Annotated in this window: 15 protein-coding genes; 5 read left to right on the forward strand and 10 right to left on the reverse strand. The window is 65.4% G+C overall.

What is annotated here, in order from left to right:
- Positions 1 to 103 precede the first annotated feature (103 nt).
- The gene (locus J5J86_RS16665; RefSeq protein ID WP_247657654.1) at positions 104 to 730 is read left to right on the forward strand and encodes an ABC transporter ATP-binding protein; all 627 of its coding nucleotides are present in this window, start codon (positions 104 to 106) and stop codon (positions 728 to 730) included.
- A 184-nt stretch (positions 731 to 914) separates the two neighbouring features.
- Here the strand turns inward: J5J86_RS16665 and J5J86_RS16670 are convergent, their stop codons facing one another.
- The 8 genes from J5J86_RS16670 to J5J86_RS16705 form a co-directional block, all read right to left on the reverse strand.
- Positions 915 to 1,571 carry a DUF2161 domain-containing phosphodiesterase gene (locus tag J5J86_RS16670; RefSeq protein ID WP_209099963.1) on the reverse strand — a complete coding sequence of 219 codons (657 nt, stop codon included), beginning with the start codon at positions 1,569 to 1,571 and terminating at the stop codon, positions 915 to 917.
- Between the two features lie 463 nt (positions 1,572 to 2,034).
- Positions 2,035 to 2,385 carry a nitrile hydratase accessory protein gene (locus J5J86_RS16675; protein ID WP_247657656.1) on the reverse strand — a complete coding sequence of 117 codons (351 nt, stop codon included), beginning with the start codon at positions 2,383 to 2,385 and terminating at the stop codon, positions 2,035 to 2,037.
- Positions 2,369 to 3,031 (reverse strand): nitrile hydratase subunit beta, encoded by a 663-nt coding sequence (gene nthB, locus J5J86_RS16680; RefSeq protein WP_209099965.1) that lies wholly within the window; start codon positions 3,029 to 3,031, stop codon positions 2,369 to 2,371. The genes J5J86_RS16675 and nthB overlap by 17 nt, the downstream gene beginning before the upstream one ends.
- The gene (gene nthA, locus J5J86_RS16685) at positions 3,028 to 3,690 is read right to left on the reverse strand and encodes a nitrile hydratase subunit alpha (RefSeq protein ID WP_209099967.1); all 663 of its coding nucleotides are present in this window, start codon (positions 3,688 to 3,690) and stop codon (positions 3,028 to 3,030) included. Before nthA ends, nthB begins: the two co-directional genes overlap by 4 nt.
- Positions 3,691 to 3,792: 102 nt before the next feature.
- Entirely contained in the window at positions 3,793 to 5,037 is a 1,245-nt protein-coding gene (locus J5J86_RS16690; RefSeq protein ID WP_209099969.1) for a M20 family metallo-hydrolase, read from the reverse strand.
- A gap of 2 nt (positions 5,038 to 5,039) precedes the next feature.
- Positions 5,040 to 5,921: an alpha/beta fold hydrolase gene (locus J5J86_RS16695; protein WP_209099971.1), complete on the reverse strand. Its 882-nt coding sequence runs from the start codon at positions 5,919 to 5,921 to the stop codon at positions 5,040 to 5,042.
- A gap of 11 nt (positions 5,922 to 5,932) precedes the next feature.
- The gene (locus J5J86_RS16700; protein WP_209099973.1) at positions 5,933 to 6,715 is read right to left on the reverse strand and encodes an SDR family oxidoreductase; all 783 of its coding nucleotides are present in this window, start codon (positions 6,713 to 6,715) and stop codon (positions 5,933 to 5,935) included.
- Positions 6,716 to 6,753: 38 nt separating this feature from the next.
- Positions 6,754 to 7,887 (reverse strand): pyridoxal phosphate-dependent aminotransferase, encoded by a 1,134-nt coding sequence (locus J5J86_RS16705; RefSeq protein ID WP_209099981.1) that lies wholly within the window; start codon positions 7,885 to 7,887, stop codon positions 6,754 to 6,756.
- A 310-nt stretch (positions 7,888 to 8,197) separates the two neighbouring features.
- Between J5J86_RS16705 and J5J86_RS16710 the strand changes: the two genes are divergently transcribed.
- The 4 genes from J5J86_RS16710 to J5J86_RS16725 all read left to right on the forward strand — a co-directional run bounded on the left by J5J86_RS16710 (position 8,198) and on the right by J5J86_RS16725 (position 11,663).
- On the forward strand, positions 8,198 to 9,217 hold the full coding sequence (locus J5J86_RS16710; protein WP_209099983.1) for an ABC transporter substrate-binding protein: 1,020 nt from the start codon (positions 8,198 to 8,200) through the stop codon (positions 9,215 to 9,217).
- A 61-nt stretch (positions 9,218 to 9,278) separates the two neighbouring features.
- On the forward strand, positions 9,279 to 10,103 hold the full coding sequence (locus J5J86_RS16715; RefSeq protein ID WP_209099985.1) for an ABC transporter ATP-binding protein: 825 nt from the start codon (positions 9,279 to 9,281) through the stop codon (positions 10,101 to 10,103).
- A gap of 8 nt (positions 10,104 to 10,111) precedes the next feature.
- Positions 10,112 to 10,936 (forward strand): ABC transporter permease, encoded by an 825-nt coding sequence (locus J5J86_RS16720; protein WP_209099987.1) that lies wholly within the window; start codon positions 10,112 to 10,114, stop codon positions 10,934 to 10,936.
- 13 nt (positions 10,937 to 10,949) lie between these two features.
- Entirely contained in the window at positions 10,950 to 11,663 is a 714-nt protein-coding gene (locus tag J5J86_RS16725; RefSeq protein ID WP_209099989.1) for a GntR family transcriptional regulator, read from the forward strand.
- A gap of 70 nt (positions 11,664 to 11,733) precedes the next feature.
- Here J5J86_RS16725 and J5J86_RS16730 read toward each other — a convergent pair whose 3' ends face one another.
- Positions 11,734 to 13,359 (reverse strand): Na+/H+ antiporter, encoded by a 1,626-nt coding sequence (locus J5J86_RS16730; RefSeq protein ID WP_209099991.1) that lies wholly within the window; start codon positions 13,357 to 13,359, stop codon positions 11,734 to 11,736.
- A 257-nt stretch (positions 13,360 to 13,616) separates the two neighbouring features.
- Complete coding sequence (locus J5J86_RS16735) at positions 13,617 to 15,785, reverse strand: malate synthase G (protein WP_209099993.1); 2,169 nt, start codon at positions 15,783 to 15,785, stop codon at positions 13,617 to 13,619.
- Positions 15,786 to 15,999: the final 214 nt, after the last annotated feature.

The following is a 15,999-nucleotide window of genomic DNA, read 5'->3' on the forward strand; positions in this document are numbered from 1 at the left end:
CCCTGTTCTATCGGTTAGAAACCTCTCGCGCACCTATGTCACCGGCGGGGGCGTTGTACGCGCCCTCGACGGGGTGTGCCTGGATGTGGCGGCAGGAGAATTGGTGGGCATTTTCGGGCCTAGCGGCTCGGGCAAGAGCACCTTCCTGATGCTGGCGGGGCTCCTGGAGAACCCCACCTCCGGCGAAGTGTGGCTGACTGGCGAGCGCGTGTCTCACCCAGGCGCCGACCTCGACGCGCTGCGCGAGACGCGGCGCGCGGGCATCGGCTTCGTGTTCCAGAAGGCGAACCTCATCCCATTCCTCTCAGCGGTGGAGAATGTGGCCCTGAGCCTGGAAATTGCCGACGTCCACCCCGCAGATGCCCGCGCCCACGCCTTGCGGTTGCTCGCCGCCTTGGATCTCGCGCACCGCGCCGACAGCCTGCCGGCAAAGCTCTCCGGCGGAGAGCAGCAGCGCGTGGCAGTGGCCCGTGCCCTCGCCAATGCGCCGCCCCTCATTCTCGCCGACGAGCCGACCGCCGCTCTTGATGGCGCACGTGGCCGCCAGGTGATGGAGATCTTCCGCCGCATCGCCGTGGATCATGGGGCCGCGGTGGTGGTCATCACGCACGATCCGCGCGCGATCGATCTGTTCGACCGCATCGTTCACTTCGAGGATGGGCGGATGCGCACAGACCATGGGGCCGATAACGATCCCGCCGGGCGGCACCGTGGGATGGCAGCGCCTTAGACTCGCGGTGGCACGCCTCACGCGCGCTACCTTATGCTTGTCGCGGGCGGCCAGAGGCGGAAGGCTTGGGCGAGAGCGCAAGGGCACCTTGTGCCGTGGTCCCGCGTGCGGAAGGGGGACGAACGTGCAAGGGCCGGTCACACCGCATCAGACTTGGCGCCGTCCCCCCTCGCAGGAACGCTGCTCAAGGGCCATCCGGGTGCCAAGAGGCCAGGGCGCTCCGCCCGAGATCGGTGAGCCCATACACGCCGCGCGCTGACCGCTCGAACCAGCCATACACGTTGCGGCGGAGGATTTTCTGTGCATCCGGGCAAGCGGCTTTCAGGTCGCGTGGCCGCTGCGGCGCTGCAACCATCGCGGCAGCGCAGGCGAGGGCCTGCTGCCGATACGCCGTCATGATGGGCTTGCGCGTGCCACCGCCTGCAACGGGATCGCCCTGGCGCCGCTGATGCTCCTCCACCAGACGCGACCGGCGGCGAGCATTGTTGCGCGGCATGGGTGCGGCCGGCGAGACGAGAATGTCCACCCGCCCGGATGCCGATACGCCCAGCAAGCCGAAGCCGAGGCGACGGCAGAGATTGCGGTAGCGCCCGTCGCTTTCCCGGCCCTTTCCCTTGGTTGAGAGACGCGCCGCCAGCCAGATCTCGTCCCCGCAGCTTGCCCGGTCTACGCCTTGTAGAATGAGCTCGAGATTGAATGCCAGTTTCAGCTCGGCGATCACCACAACCTTGGGATCCTCATCCCGCAGCCCGACGATGTCGCAGTGCCCCACCTCACCCTTGACGGTGTAGCCGAGCTGCTCAAGGAAGCGCTTGACGGGCTCATAAAGGGTCGTTTCCACATGTCGCCTCTGGTTGGACGGCGCCGAGCATGTCCCACAGGTGGTTTAGGAGCAGCAAACGGAGGTTTATCTGGCACACATCAGGAATGCGCGCTCATCTCCACACGCTGGAGCCTTCCCGAAACGCGACGCGGCCTGAACTCAGGGGATCCGGTACGCCTTGGGCGCGGCCAGGTTTGCGGATCGACAGGTCCAGAAGCGGCTGAAGCAGATTGTGGCCCTTAAGATAAGGGGCGACCGTCGTGGCCGCAGCCGTGCACGCCCGTAAGGCCTGGATCCAATCGCCAAAGCTAGAATCGATTGACAGCGTCAAGTCCGCTTCTGCGAGAGCAGCTCCCAGCAGGCGATAGTTTACGCGCGACAGGGATGCGCATGCTGGCAAAATCCTTGGCAGGTGACATCTCAGGCCTTCAGGCGCCGCGGAGGGAAACCGATGCGCCCACCGGGGCCGCCTCCACCGGTCTCATCCGAGCGCGGGTGCCTTTTTGACCAGGATAGGCTTGCCATGCGGCGTTGCCCGCGCCGCCTCGTCCCATGCGCGCTGCCAGGAGGCGAGGGCGGTGGGGGTGGTGACAGCGCGCTCCACCAAGAGGCCCTCCAGCGCGGCGAGCCAAGCGTCATAGTCGGTGGTGCCGTCGCCACGTTTCGCGGCAGCCCCGAGCCTGGACGCCCATTCAGGCCAAGTGAACAGGCCCGACGAATGCAACGCCACCACCATGGCGAAGACCTGTGCTTCCCAGGGGGCGGAGAAGACGGGGGCGGCGTCCGGCCCATCCAGACAGACCGGTGCGGGCATGTCAGCCGACGGGTTCAAGATAGCTCTCCCACGCATCGACGGACACGGAGGTCCCAGGCTCTGCGTCTGGCCCCCACAGCTCCTCGCCCGAAAAGCGAACCGTGAACAGCCATTGGGGATCCTCCCCGAGACCATGGGCGCTGGTGTCTGGAAAAACGAACATGCCGTGGACCATTTCGACGACTCCGATCTTGCCGCGGGCATAGCGGGGCAGGCGGGTGTGGCCGGCCGGGTGGAAGACCCGCGCGCGAACGCGCGCACCAGCCGCGAAGGGGGCCGTTCCTTCGGCGGGACGGGCGTAATTGGTCCCCGCCGCCAGCCCGCGCGCAATGGCTGCACCATCCGGCACGCGGGCGACGGGGAGGGGCGGGGAGGTGATCTCGCCCGTCGCCAATTCGGCCGCGGAGGCAAGACCCTTCTCCACCAGCATGGCAGAAAGGCCCTTCATCCAGATCTCATAATAGGACGAACTGAGATATTCCGCCGGCGGCAGGCTTTCGCGCAGGTAGCGCATGGCGTCGATGGTCCAGGCCCCCGTCGCGCCCGCCGCCAGGGTGAGCGCGAACAGGCGCCGTTCCCATGGGGCGTGGAAGAGCGGTTCGTTGTCTTCCTGCACCACCGGGCCGAAGCCCATCATGCCGCCAAGATCCGCCGCGCCGTTCATGACTGCGCCGGGCTGAGGGCCAGTCCCGTCCCGATCATGGAATTGCGCGTCACGAGGTCGGCCAATTGCTCCTCGTCGAGGCCGTCTGTCCCGTCCGGCCGCCGGGGAATCACAAGATAGCGCGTCTCGGCGGTGGAATCCCACACTCGCACCTCGACCACGGGCGGCAGCGTGACGCCGAATTCCGCCAGCACTTCGCGGGGTTTGAGCACCACGCGGGAGCGATAGGCGGGGCTCTTGTACCAGGTGGGCGGCAGGCCAAGCACCGGCCAGGGGTAACAGGAGCACAAGGTGCAGACGATCACGTTATGGACGGTCGGCGTATTCTCCACCGCCACCATGTGTTCGCCTTGGCGGCCCGTGAAGCCGAACTCGGCGATGGCGGAAGTGGCATCCTTCAAGAGCCGCTCACGATAGTCCGCATCCGCCCAGGCCCGGGCCACCACCCGGGCGCCGTTACGCGGCCCGACCTTAGTCTCGTAGGTCTCGATGATGACGTCGAGGGCCGCGGGATCCACATAGCCCTTGCCTACCAGGATCGATTCGAGGGCGCGCACCCGAAGCTCATTGGGGGACAGCGCGCTGCCATGGTCGTGATCGTGATGATGATCGTGGTCGTGACCGTGATGCGCATGATCCGCGTGGGGATCTTGATGCATGCGTCCTTCTCCAATGGCCCCGTCTGCCATGGCGGCGGCGATCCGCGCCAGGGCGCCACCATCGCCCGCCGCCGGCACTTGCGCAATGGAAAGGGGCGTGTGTCAGACCCGGGTGGCCAATGTCCACACTGTATCCGCCAGCACCTTGGTGCCAGCGGTGAGATGCTCCGGCTCCGCCCATTCCAGCGGGTTGTGGGAGATGCCACCGCGGCAGGGCACGAAGATCATGCCGGTGGGGCAGACATAATGAAGCTGGCGGGCGTCGTGGCCGGCCGCCGAATAAACGTCCATGCAAGGGATACACAATGCATTCGCCGCCTCGGTGAGTGCATTGCGCATGGCCTCCGGGAAGGTCAGCGATGGCGAATGCTGAATCTGGCGGAGCTGCGCCGTGCAGACACCTTGACGGGCCGCGACGATTTCCCGGATGGCGGCGTCCATGCGATCCACGACGCCATTGTCCGGGTGGCGCAGGTCGATGGAGAACAGAACCTCTTCCGGCACGACGGAGGGCGCATTGGGCGTCACCTGCATCTGGCCCACGGTCAGGAGCGTGTCCTCGGGCTGCCGCGCGGCGTCGTCCATGGCGCCGATCATCTGGACGGCGGCCATCAGGGCGTCGCGGCGGTCCCGGCGCAGGGCCGTGCCCGCATGGGCAGCTTCGCCCTTCACGGTGACGCGATAGCGCCGCGTGCCCTGGATGCCGCTGACGATGCCCACCGGGGCGCCCGCCTCCTCCAGCTTTGAAGCCTGCTCGATGTGAGGCTCCACATAGGCCGCCAAAGGCAGGCCGAAGGGGCGAAGGGGCACGCCGTCATCGGCGGCCAGGATGGCGTCGATGGCCTCCCCCACGCTCACGCCGTCCGCGTCCTTGATGGCGCGCACGTTGTCCAGCGTCTTGGTGCCGGTGAACAGGTCCGATCCGGTCATGCCGGGCGCAAAGCGGGAGCCTTCCTCGTTGGTCCAGGCCACCACCTCGATGGCCCGCGCCGGCACCTCGCCGCGCTTCACCACCGCCTCGGCCACTTCCAGGGCAGCGAGGACGCCATAGACGCCATCGAACTTTCCGCCCGTGGGTTGGGAATCGATATGGGAGCCGGCGAGGACGGGGGGCAGACTGGCGTCGCGCCCCTCAAGGCGCAGGAACAGGTTCGCCGCCTGGTCCGTATAGGGCTTGAGGCCGATGGCGCGGCCCCAGGCGATGAGTTGCGCCCGCGCCTGCGCCTCGGTGGCGGAGAGCGCCGGCCGGTCCACGCCGCCGTCGGGGCGCGCGCCGAAGGCGGCGAGCGCCATCAGCCGTGCCCACAGGCGATCGCCGTCCACCAGATCGGAAAGGCGGGGCGCCATGCTTATTCCGTCCGCATGATCTGGGCGGGGTTGGCGCGGGGATCGCGCGGCCCCCAGCGGCCCGCCTCCACCTGGGCGATGAACTCGCCCACCAGGTGATTGAACAAAGCCGGCTCTTCCAGATTGAGCGTGTGGCCGGATTTCGGCAGCACGGCCAGGCCGCAGCGGGGCACCACCTTCTTGAGAAAAATGCCCGGCTGGAGGCAGTGGTCGTCCTCGTCGCCCGTCATGACCAGGAGCGGCGCCTGCATGGCACGGAAGTCGGCTTCCATGTCATAAAGCGAGGGCCGCCGCATCTGGACGCCGCGCATGGTGTTGGCAGCCCCCTTTGCGTCGTGACGGCCCAGGCGCTCGGCGAACAGCGCCCAGCCGCGCGGGTCCTTGTCCTGGAATTGGACGCGAGAGGCGCCCTCGGCATAAGTGGGGGCGAAGTCCGGCGCGCCGCGGGTTTCGAAGTTATGGGCCACCTGCTCCGAGATGCCCTTGAAATAGTCCTCATGGGCCTTTTCGGCGCCATAGCCCGTGCCGGCCGCCACCAGCGACAGGACCCGGCCAGGGTGCCGCAGGCCCGCATGGAGGGTGGCAAAGCCCCCCATGGAGAGGCCCACCACATGGGCCTTCTCGATGCCCGCCGCATTCAGCACGTCGATGATGTCGTCGGCCGCGCGGACCTGCGAATAGGCCTCCACATCCGCCGGAATGTCCGAAGGCGCATAGCCGCGCGCCGCAAAGGTGATGCAGCGGTGGCGGCGGGCGAAGAAGTTGAGCTGCGGCTCCCAGCTCCAGTGACTGCCGCCGAACTCGTGCACGAAGATGATGGGCGTGCCCGAGCCGGCTTCCTCGTAGAACAGCTTGTAGCCGTCGCTGGTGGATGCGAATGCCATGGCGTGTGCCCTCAGATGACCGAGCGGCGGGACGCGATGCCGCCATCGACGGTAAAGATGGTGCCCGACGTGTAGCCGGAGCGGTAGGAGGCCAGGAACACGATCAGGTCCGTGACCTCGTGCACATGGGCCGGGCGACCCAGCGGATAGCGGGTCTGCAATTCCTTGTAGCGGTCCGCATCGCCCAGCCAGTCGGCAGCGCGCTTCTTGAGCATGTTGTAGATGCGGTCCGTATCCACCGGGCCCGGATTGACGCCGACCACGCGGATATTGTCGTCGAGCGAATGGCCGCCCATGGCGCGGGTGAAGGCCATCAGGCTCGCATTGCCGGTGGTGCCGGCCACATAAGCCGGGTCGAACACCTCGCCGCCATTGCCGATATTGTTGATGATGACGCCGCCGCCCCGCGCCTTCATGCGGGGATAAATGGCGCGGGTCAGGTTGATATAGCCGAAGACCTTCAGCTCCCAGCCCGCGCGCCACTTGGCCTCGTCCACGTCCCACAGCGAGCCGCTGGGGATGACGCCCGCATTGTTCACGAGGATGTCGATGTCGCCTACGGCCTCCACCAGGCCATCGATGGCGCCGGCCTGCGTCAGGTCGAGGGCGTGCGGGGTGACGGATACGCCATGTGCAGCGGTGAGCGCCTGCGCCAGCGCCGCCAACCGATCGCCGGAGCGGGCCACCACATGCAAATTGCAGCCTTCTTCCGCGAAGGCCCGGGCCAGACCCTCGCCGATCCCCTGGGAGGCACCGGTGATGAGCACCGTCTTGCCCGTGAGCTTCAGATCCATGTTGGACGTCTTTCCTAAAGCTGTGACCGATGCGCCGGTCAGAACAGTTTCACGGCTTCGTTCTGGCCCCGCACCTGCTCGACGAGCCCCGGCAGCAGGTCCACGAATTCTTCCACCCAGGCAGAGGGCACGGTGGTGCTGATCTTGATGAAGCGGTCGCCGAAGGTGGGCGTGTGGTAGGCGCCCTGGCGGATCATGATGTCGTGCTTCTGGAAGGCGGCCACCAGCGCATCCGGGCGGATGCCGGCCGCGCCGCATTCCACCACCACGAAATTCCCGTTGGACGGGAAGACGGGCATGGAGAGGCCGGGGACGCGGTCCACCGCGTCCTTGATCAGCTTCTGGTTGGCCCGCTGGTTGGCGAGGATGCCGGGGAACCACTCAGCTTTGATGCCAAGGCCCGCGAGCGCCGCGCGTTGGGAGAGGATGCTGGAGCCGAGATTGTTGGGCGGAGCATCGGCAAGCCGCGCGATGATTTCGGGGGTGGAGACCACCGCGCCCACGCGCATGCCGGCCAGGCCCAGCCACTTGGAGAAGCTGTAGATGGTCAGCGTGCGCTCAGGATAGACCGCCGCCGCCAGATGGTGCTCATAGGCAAAGTGGCGATAGGTGCAATCGTGGATCAGGTAGGCGCCGGCCTCCCGTGCCACGGCTGCGATGTCGGCGATCTCCTGCGCCGTGCAGGCGGTGCCGAGCGGATTGTTGGGATCCACCACATAGATGACCTTGGTCTTCGGCGTGATGGCCGCTTTCAGGCGCTCCGGGGCGAGGCGGTAGCCGTATTCCTCGCCATAGATGGGGATCTGCGTGACGCTGGCACCCACGGAGCGGGCGAAGGCCATGGGCCAGTTCCAGGTGGGATCCGTTGTGATGAACTCATCGCCCGGCGCAAGCAGGGTATGGCAGATGTGGTAGAGCGAGGCGACGGCCCCGTCCGAGATCAGGGCGCACTGGCCAGGCAGCCCGAGATCATCCACCACGCCCTGGCGCAGCGCCTCGAGGCCCGCCGGCGGCGCATAGATGTGGAATTCCTCATCCCGGATGCACTTTTCCATCGCAGCGATGACTGCGGGATGCGGCGTCCCGTGATTGGTGTTCTGCCCCATCCACCGCAGGCCGGGCGTGTTCACCAGCCGGTCGAAATGAGCGTTCCGGACCTCGAAAGATTGCATATTGGTACACCCCAAAGGACGTTTGGCATAATGAAGTGTGTTTTTGGGCTTTCCAAGCGGGAAATTTGCATAAAAATGCAGCGTTGTCGGGTCGCAAAAATAGCAATCTGGTCAAATTGAATTCAAATTTGAGAAATTGGCATACTGGAGCTTGCGCCTGGCATCGAACGCGGGAATGCTGACCCCACTCGGCGAAAGGCCAACCAGAAGGCCACCAGAAGAAGGGGACATCGGGATGCACATTTCACGTCGAAACGCCCTGAAGGGCCTGGGTGCGGCTTTTGCCGCCGGTGCCACGGGCGCTCTTGCCATGCCTGCCATCGCGCAGGGCACGCGGTCGGTCTCCTTCACCACATCGTGGATTCCGGAAGGGCCGAACCTGTTCGCGTATGTGGCGCGCGACAAGGGCTTCTGGAAGAAGCTTGGGCTCGATGTCAGCGTGGCGCGCGGCTCTGGCTCCGGTGCGGCGGCTCAGGCGGTGAGCGCCGGAACGTTCGACTTCGGAATGGCGGCCACCCCGACCGTGATCGTCCAGGCGGCCAAGAAGCTGCCCATCACCTGCATCGGGCAGGTCAATTACGACGCTCTCATGGGCATCGGCGTGCTTGCGAGCTCGCCCATCAAGAGTCCGAAGGAACTGGAGGGCAAGAAGCTCGGGGCCAGCGTTTCCTCGGGTGAATATCCCTTCCTGCCGCTTTATGCGGAGAAGGCCGGCTTCGACCTGTCCAAGGTCCAGATCGTGCAGGTGGACAGCAAGGTGCGCGAGCGCACCCTGGTGGAAAAGCAGGTGGACGCCATTGCCGCCTTCGCCACCAGCACCGTGCCCTCGCTGGCGTCCCTCGGGACCGACGTGCGCTTCATGCTGTTCTCGCAGGTGGGCATCCAGTTCTACGGCCAGTCACTGACCACCCAGCCCGCGCGCCTTCAGCAGGACAAGGGCCTTGTGGAGGCGTTCGTTCAAGGCGCCATGGAGGCGATCCGCTTCTCCATGACCAATTTCGACGAAGCCGTGGACATCTTCTTGAAAGCCAATTCGGAAGTCGCCATGTCCTCCACGGGCAAGGAATATGCGCGCATCGGCCTCGGCCTCACCAACCTGACCAATTTGGTGCCCGAGGTGAAGGACAATGGCTTCGGCTGGGCGGATCCGGCGAAGGTCTCCACCATGGCCGATCTGGTGGTGAAATATGCCGCCGGGGCCGGCGCCGAGAAGCCGGATGTGGCGACGCTGTTCACCAACGACTTCGTCGGCAAGCTGAAGCTTTCGGCCGCGGATTTGGCGGCAGCCGAGAAGAGCGCAGCCCCCTATCGCAAGTATATCGGCGCCTGAGGCGCCCGCACGAGGCCACCCATCGATGCTGAATTCGGGAATACGGGAGCAGGGGGCGGCCGTGGAGCCGCCCATCGTCTCGGCCGTCGACGTCCAGAAGACCTATTTCGCCCGGCACACGCCCATTCATGCGGTGGCCTCGGCCTCCCTTGAGGTGGCGCGGGGCGAGTTCGTGTCGCTGCTTGGCCCTTCGGGCTGCGGCAAGTCCACTCTTCTGATGATGATTGCCGGCCTCGAACGCCCCACGGGCGGCTCCATCATGCTCGCGGGGGCACCCATCTCCGCTCCCCGGCGGGACATCGGCATCATCTTCCAGGACGCCACCTTGCTGCCCTGGAAGAGCGTGCTGGACAATGTCCTCTTCCCGATCCGCATCCTCAAGCTGCCCATGGAGCAGTATCGCGAACGCGCCCACGGCCTCCTGAAAATGGTCGGCCTCAGCGGGTTCGAGCATAAGAAGCCGGGCGAGCTCTCCGGCGGCATGCGCCAGCGCGTGGCCATCTGCCGGGCGCTGATCCATGACCCGGAAATCCTACTGATGGACGAGCCCTTCAGCGCGCTCGATGCCATCACCCGCGACCAGATGAACGTGGCGCTCTCCGAGATCCTGGAGACTTATCGCAAGACCGTGGTCTTCGTGACCCATTCCATCCGTGAGGCGGCCTTCCTCTCGGACCGGGTGGTGGTGATGGGCGGGCGGCCGTCCACCATCATCCTCGATATGAAGATGCCGTTCCCGCGCCCGCGCCGCTTCGACATTGAGGAGACGGCGGAATTCTCCCAGGTGTGCCGGCATCTGCGCCTGACCATCGAGGCTGCCCACGGCCATGGTCCCGCCCCGTCGGCTGTCCCCGCCGGTTCGTCCGGCGCAAGCGTGATTGAGTGAGAGCGAACATGGCAAAGGCAATCGGTACGGAGACCGGCGTCGCCCTTCCCGCGGCGCCCAGCCGCTCGGCCGCGGCCAGCGGGCTCAGCAGCATCGTCCTGCCCCTGGGTCTCGCCTTTTTCGTCCTGGCGCTCTGGCAGGCCTATGTCACCATCTGGCAGGTGCCGGCGGTGATCCTGCCGTCGCCTATTTCCATCGCCCTCTACATCTATGAGCGGTACGATCTTCTGCTGATGCACGCGATCCCCACCACGCTTGAATCGGCCGCGGGCTTTCTGCTGGCCCTGATCCTCGGCGTGGCCATCGCCATCCTGCTTACCTATTCGCCCACCGCCCATCAGGCGCTTTATCCCAACCTCATCTTCTTCCAGTTGATCCCGAAGATCGCGCTGGCCCCGCTCTTCATCATCTGGCTCGGGGTGGGCACACAGTCTCGCATCGCCTTCTCAGTCTTCATCGCCTTTTTCCCCGTTGTGATCGCCACCACGGCCGGCTTCCAGAGCGTGGACCGGGGCATCGTGCGCCTGTGCCGCTCGCTGACCGCAACCGAGTGGCAGATCTTCACCTCGGTGCGCTTTCCCATGGCGCTGCCACATATCTTCAGCGGCATGAAGATCGCCATAACGCTGGCCATCATCGGCGTCATCATCGGCGAGTTCATCACCGCCCAAGCGGGCCTTGGTTATCTCATCATCTTCGCAACCGCGCGGGCCGATACGGAGGTGTCTATGGCCGCGATCGTGGTTCTTTGCATCTGCGGCCTGCTCCTGTATGGGCTTGTGGCGCTGGCGGAGATGATCACCAGCAGGTTGTATTCGGTGGAAAGCCGGTGAGGCGCTGATCAGCATGGAGCGTTTGAACGGAGCCCCGCCGAAGGAAGAGACCGGTTCGCTTGCGGTGGGCGTGGTCGCCCGGCTGGAGCAGGAGATCCTCAACGGCATTCGCAAGCCGGGGGATCGCCTGGACGAGCGGCAATTGGCCGAGCAGTTCAACATCTCCCGCACGCCGGTGCGGGAGGCGTTGCAGCGGCTGGCGGCGAGCGGTCTCGTGGTCTCGCGGGGCCGGCAGGGGCTCCAGGTCTCCCAGCTGTCCCTCGCGGATCTTCTGGACGCCTTTTCAGTGGTGGCCGAGCTTGAAGCCTTGGCGTGCCAGCAGGCGGCCCGGCGCATGCAGTCCGAGCAGCGGGCCCGCATGCAGGCCGCACAAGCGGCCTGCGCCAAGGCGGCGGAGGAGGAGGATGTGGAAGCCTTCTACGCGGCGAACCTCGTCTTCCACGAAGCCATCGCGCTCGCGAGCCACAATGCCATCCTGCAGGAGGAATTGCGCCGCCTGACCCTGAAGGTCTCGCCCTATCGGCGCACGACCACCTACCAGCCAGGCCGCATGCATTCCTCCATTCCCGAGCACGAGAATGTCATGAACGCCATCATCCGGGGCGATGGCGCGACGGCGGCGCAGCAGATGCGGGCGCACGTGACGCTTCTCGGGGAAGGGCTTTCCGACCTGCTGCATTTCCTGCGCACGTCGGGCAGCGGCTCGCTGATCAAGGACATGGGCTGAAAGCGATTTTCGAACCGCCCTCGCTCTGCCGGATTGGGGGGACTTCCCCGAAGCGCGGGAACTACCGGAGCTATAGGGATGTAAAGCGCGTTTCCAGCAGATCGACTTCGCCGACCAGCCTGCGCGCCATCTCGTCCGGAATCTCGTGGGCCCTTGCCATCCGGTAGAGTTCGTCGCGTTCGGCGCGCATGCCCACCAGATAGAGCTGTTGCTCGATTTGTCCGACGGCCGTGTTTCGGTCCGAGGCGTCGCCGGATTTGGTTCGGCGTTCGATGCGTTGCCGATACTGAGACATGATCCGGGTGCCCACTTCCGCGTAAAGGTCCACTTCTCCCCTGTTTTCTCCAAGGTCGTGCTGCGCCCGTCCGACCGCCCGTATGGCAGCCTCCGCCGCGTTGCGCCGCGCCCTATCCTCACGCGCCTGGCGCTTTTCCTCGGCGGGCAAGGTCAGACCGTGCAAAAGCAGCGGCAGGCCGATGCTGGCGGCGATGAGGGAGAAGATGATCGCGCCCGCCGCCAGGAAAATGGCGAGGTCCCGTGTTGGGAAGGGGGAGCCGTCCGGAAGGGCGAGGGGCAAGGTGAGGATGCCCGCCAGCGTGACGGCGCCGCGTGCGCCCGCAAGCGAGGTGGCTGCGACCAGTTGCCAGGGCGGGCGGGTGCTGGCGTGGCGGAACATGGTGTAGCGCAAGGACACCCAAACCCAGACGAAGCGCAGCGCGAACAGGGCGGCATTGATGGCGACCACATAAAGGAGCAACCAGAACTCCCCATGCCGTCCCGCCTCCCGTTCCGCCAGGGCGACGCTGGTGACAAGACGTGGCAATTGCTCTCCCAGCAGCACAAAAATAGTGCCATTGGCGGCGAAGCTGATGGTGTCCCACACCGCTGCGCGCTGCAGCCGGGTGCGGGCGAGCGCGCGGCCGCTTTGCTCCACATGGCTCATGGTGATGCCGGCGCTCACCGCGGCAAGGATGCCCGAGCAGCCCAAACGCTCGGCCATCAGATAGGCGCCGAAGGGAATGAGGAGGCTGATCAGGATCTGCGAGCCCGGCTCTTCCCCATAATGTCCGGAAATCCAGTTCTTCGCTGTGGTGATGCCGATCGTAGCGCCGACGCCAACAACGATGCCGCCCAGCGCCAGCCATAGGAAGACGCCGAAGGCGTCCACCAGCGAGAAGGCCCCAGTCAGAGCCGCGGCCACCGCGAAACGCATGCACACCAGCCCCGAGGCATCGTTGAAGAGCGCTTCGCCCTCCAGGATCTGCATCAGCCTGCGGGGAAACGGCACCCGTTCGGCAATTGCCGAGACCGCGACCGGATCCGTGGGAGATAGGACCGCCGCAAGCGCGAAGGCGACAGGAAGCGGCATTGCGGGAATGAGCAGGTTCACGAATAGACCGACACCCAGCACCGTGAACACCACCAGTCCCAGTGCCAAAGCAAGGACCGTGTGCCGGTCTCGGCGCAAGCCGTCCTTTGGGATGCGCCACCCATCCAGAAAGAGCAGGGGCGGCAGGAACAGGAGAAAGAAGACTTCGGGCTTTAATTCCACGCCCACATTCGCCACCGCTGCCACCAGGGCGCCGAGCACAATCTGCACCAGCGGCAAGGGGAGGGGGATGGGGGAGATGCGAACGATCGTGCCGCTGATCGTAACCGCCAGGATCAAGACCAAGACGGTGGTAACGGGTTCCATGGTGACGCCAATGCAGTATTGCGCAATAGCATATAAATAAACCGAGATGTCCGGCGGAAAAATGCCGGCTGGCCCGATCTGCGAAAAATTGCGTCTGCACTTCCCTTTGCACCGGACACGATATCGGAAGCGGCAGGGATAATTTGCCCGCTCCGGAGCGTCGCATGGGCTTACGGTCGGAACTTGAAAGGACTGTGTGGTGCGCCCGGATGTAAAGGCCCCGGCGGGTGTGGATGGCCCGCCGGGTTTTCAGGCCGCTAGGCGAGTGTCGCCTTCAGCTCCAGGCGGCGCTGGTGCAAGAGCGGTTCCGTATAGCCATTGGGCTGCTCGCGCCCCTTGAACACCAGGTCGCAGGCCGCCTTGAAGGCGATGGAGCCCTCGAAGTCCGGCGCCATGGGACGATAGAGCGGGTCGCCGGCATTCTGCCGGTCCACCACCGCCGCCATGCGCTTCATGGTCTCCATCACCTGCTTTTCGCTGCACACGCCGTGGCGCAGCCAATTGGCGATATGCTGGGAGGAGATGCGCAGGGTGGCGCGGTCTTCCATCAGGCCGACATCATGAATGTCCGGCACCTTGGAGCAGCCGACCCCCTGGTCCACCCAGCGCACCACATAGCCGAGAATGCCCTGGGCGTTGTTGTCCAGTTCCTTCTGGATGTCCTCGGGCGTCCAATTGGGGCGCACCGCGACGGGGATGGTGAGGAGGTCGTCAAGCTTCGCCTTGGGGCGGCTGCGCAGGGCCGCCTGCACCGCGTGCACGTCCACCTGGTGATAGTGGGTCGCATGCAGCGTCGCGGCGGTGGGGGAGGGCACCCAGGCGGTGTTGGCGCCGGCCTTGGGATGGGCGATCTTCTGCTCCAGCATGGCCGCCATCAGATCGGGCATGGCCCACATGCCCTTGCCGATCTGGGCGTGGCCGGCGAGGCCGCATTCAAGGCCGGTATCCACGTTCCAGTTCTCGTAGGCGCCGATCCAGGTGGCCTGCTTCATGTCGCCCTTGCGAACCATGGGGCCAGCTTCCATGGAGGTGTGGATCTCGTCGCCGGTGCGGTCGAGGAAGCCGGTATTGATGAAGGCCACCCGGGCCGAGGCGGCACGGATGCATTCCTTGAGGTTCACCGTGGTGCGGCGTTCCTCGTCCATGATGCCCATCTTGATGGTGTTGCGGGCAAGGCCCAGCAGGTCTTCCACGCGGTCGAAGATTTCCACCGCGAAGGCCACTTCCTCGGGCCCGTGCATCTTCGGCTTCACCACATACATGGAGCCGGCCCGGCTGTTGGCGCGCCGGCCCTTGGGGCCGATATCGCGCAGGGCGATGAGCGCCGTGATGGCGGCATCCATGATGCCTTCCGGGATTTCGGACCCGTCATCCAGCAGGATGGCCGGATTGGTCATGAGGTGCCCCACATTGCGCACCAACATGAGCGAACGGCCGGGCAGAACCAGCGCGCCGCCTTCAGGTCCGGTATAGGTGCGGTCGCCACTCAGTGCGCGCGTGAAGGTGCGGCCGCCCTTGGCGATCTCTTCCGTCAGATCACCCGTCATCAGTCCGAGCCAGTTGCGATAGGCGACGACCTTGTCCTCGGCATCCACCGCCGCAACCGAATCCTCGCAGTCCTGGATGGTGGTCAGCGCCGCTTCCAGAACGATGTCGGAAATGCCCGCGGCATCGTCCTTGCCGATGGTGCTTGCGCGGTCGATGACGATCTCCACATGCAGGCCGTTCTTCTTTAGGAGCACGGCCGTGGGAGAAGCCGCATCGCCCCGATAGCCCGCGAACTGCGAGGGATCGGAAAGGCCCGTGTCACCGACGAGCAGAATGCCGTCCTTTACCGAAAGGGCGCCGGCCTTAGTCCAGGAGCCGCCGGCGAGCGGCGCGCTCCGGTCGAGGAAGGCGCGACCCCACGCGATCACCTTGGCGCCGCGAATGGGATTATAGCCGCTTCCCTTCTCCGCCCCGTCGGCCTCGGAAATGGCGTCGGTGCCATAGAGCGCGTCATAGAGCGAACCCCAACGGGCGTTCGCCGCATTGAGCGCGTAGCGGGCGTTCATCACCGGAACGACCAATTGCGGGCCTGCCAATTCGGCGATTTCGGGGTCCACATTCTGTGTGGTGACGGTGAAGGCGGGGCCTTCCGGCACCAGATAGCCGATCTTGGCCAGGAAATCCTTGTAGGCCTGGAGATCGATGGGCGCGCCGTTCTCGCGGTACCACTGGTCAAGCCGTGCCTGCAGCGTATCGCGCCGCTCCAGGAGTTCACGATTGCGCGGTGCAAGGTCGTGGGCGATAGCGGAAAGGCCGGTCCAGAAGGCTTCGGAGGAAATGCCGCTCCCCGCCAGTGCTTCCTGCTCAACGAAATCGTACAGAATTGTTGCAATGCCCAATCCGGCGCGTTCCACCCTCGGCTCAGTCCCGCTTGCCATGTGCACTCCGTTTCATCTTCCAAAGGCGAGAGCACATCCTGCGGATACGCTGGTCGCAAGGACGCCCAGCGGCCTCGCCTTCATTCGTTATGCCGTAACGGCACCGCCGGCATAACCAATCCGGGCAGCTCCTCTTCCTAGCCGGAAAAGCCGAAAATTGCTCTAGGGAACTCGCTCTTCGCCCAGAGCAAAACCACCTTCCGCCTGCCGACGG

Source organism: Aquabacter sp. L1I39, assembly GCF_017742835.1.
Classification (GTDB): Bacteria; Pseudomonadota; Alphaproteobacteria; order Rhizobiales; family Xanthobacteraceae; genus L1I39.